The sequence below is a fragment of the Deltaproteobacteria bacterium genome (assembly GCA_019309545.1).
Lineage (GTDB): Bacteria > Desulfobacterota > Desulfobaccia > Desulfobaccales > Desulfobaccaceae > Desulfobacca_B.
The window spans coordinates 1-2,032 of sequence record JAFDGA010000091.1; the positions used below are offsets into that span (position 1 = coordinate 1).

A 2,032-nucleotide genomic window follows, 5' to 3' on the forward strand; every position below is an offset into this window, starting at 1 on the left:
CAGGACCATCCGCTTCGGCCAATTCGAAGAATGGTGAATCAAGTCTTGGCCGAGCTGAACGGCGAATTCCAGGTAATCGATCACAGGGTATAAAATTATGCTTGGGAAATCCAAGCGATATCTGGAGCTTTTCCTTTAAAATAACAACTAATTGCCTCTACTAATACTGGGAATGTCTGTATTTGCCGTAGTCGGCAGGTCTGCCGTAGGGAGAGAATTCTTTCCACCCAGCGATCACCTTTTCCGCTCTGAGTGCCAAAGCTGCGTTTCCGCCAGAGGACGGCAAAGCGCAGCAGCCGCTCGGCGTGATTGTTGGTGGGCGTCACCCCCTCTTCATAGAGGAAGACCCACATACACTCCAGTTCCCGGAGCAGACGCCGGGCAAACTTTCCCCGGTCATCCTGGTAGTCGAGATTTCTGGTAATCAGGTGGATGAAACGGGCATAAAACGCCTGCCATGCCCCACGGTTGGGGGGCGCATGGGCCATGTGACAGAGGCGCTGCAATTCTCGCTGCGCCCATCCGCCGAACCGGGCCGTCTCTTTATCCGGGCGCGGCGCCAGGCCTTTGGCGTCCCGGATCAGGTGGGCCAGGCAGGTTTGTCGTAGCCCCACATATTTTTGATACACCCGATAACCATCGCTGATCAGGATGCCGCTCCAGTCGCCGATCAGCTCGGCAAAGGCGGCAGCCGGGCGACGACCGTGCAGCATAAAAAAGACCACCAGGGAGTTGGCCATCACCCACAGCCAGGTCAGTTTGGCCCGCTGGCGGTAGGTGGTTTCATCGATATGGTTGACCGCGGCGCTTCTGGCTTCCTGGCCAATGGCTTCGTAGTGGGGGGCGATGGCGGCCGACACCCGGTCGATCACTTTTTGAATGGCCCCCAAACTGATGTTAATCCCCAACACGGACTGACAAAAATTCTGAATAAGGCTGCGGCTGTCACCCTGATTGCCGGCCATCTCGGCGATCAGGGCCGAGAGCCGGGGGCCGAAGCCACTCCGCTGGTCAGGCGGGATCAAGGCCTTGTTCATCTTGCCGCATTGCGGACAGCGCCCCCGGCACAGGATCAGGTGGGTCACCTCCATCTCAATCTCCGGCAACTCTATCACCTGGTGGGTATAATACGGCTGCGTCTCCGGAAAATCGCGGTTGCCGCAGGAACAGGGGGGCGGCGCCAGAATCCGGGTAACCGTGGGTCGCAGCATCTCCTGACGATGGCCCTTATGGCCTTTTTTCGCCCCGGCCTTGCCTTTCTCTTTCTTTTCCGGTTTCTTCGCATAGGGACTGTCAGAAGACGGGGGCTTACTGGAATTGGCGGAATTCTGATTTAATCTGGCTTCCAGGACCTCCACCCGCTTTTTTAACTGAGCGTTTTCTTCCTCCAGGATTTGAATTCTGGTCAGCAAATAAACCAGCAGTCGTATCACCCGGGGAGGAGTCTGCCGGAGGTCCGCCTCAGTAACTTCGTATCCGGTCGGGAGCAGCTTCGGATCAAGCATTGAGTCTCTCCCGAAAATCACGGCTCAGCGGATAGAGAAACACCGCCTTGGGCTGATCATGGCGAAAGTGACGGTTACCGCGCTTGGCGGTGCCCTGGGTGGTCCCCACATACTGCCAGTTCGCTGCCCGATAACCGGTCCCCCGGAAGCGGGTCTGGTCCACAAAGGTTTCCAGCCGGACCAGGGGTTGGCAGGCCCGATCTTTCAGTCGGCCGTTAGCTTGGCGCCAGTCCCAGTGCTCGCACAGAGCCCGGGAGATGGCGGAACGCCCCTGCGACCAATAGCGCTCACTAACCCCCCGGATGGTCTCCAGCTCGTCAGGCCCTAACTGGCGCCCTCGTATGCAATAAGTGCTCTGTGACATGCTGTCCTTTTGCCAATTTCTGAGAACAACTTTATCACAAAGTTAAATTTGTCGTCAGCTAAAAATGCTACCCTTCTCTTTTTTTTAGACCCTGTGATCAATTACGTGGTGACATCGGGCATTGTCCAGAATAAGAACTACTCTTTGCCCGTCGGCACTGCTC

General features: G+C 56.7%; 2 protein-coding genes. Both read right to left on the reverse strand.

What is annotated here, in order from left to right; translation table 11 throughout:
* Positions 1-95: 95 nt before the first annotated feature.
* Positions 96-1,211 carry an IS66 family transposase gene (locus JRG72_11885; protein MBW2135901.1) on the reverse strand — a complete coding sequence of 372 codons (1,116 nt, stop codon included), beginning with the start codon at positions 1,209-1,211 and terminating at the stop codon, positions 96-98.
* Positions 1,212-1,497: 286 nt separating this feature from the next.
* Positions 1,498-1,869, reverse strand: coding sequence for a DUF4338 domain-containing protein (locus JRG72_11890; protein ID MBW2135902.1), 372 nt, complete (start codon positions 1,867-1,869; stop codon positions 1,498-1,500).
* Between the last annotated feature and the right edge of the window lie 163 nt (positions 1,870-2,032).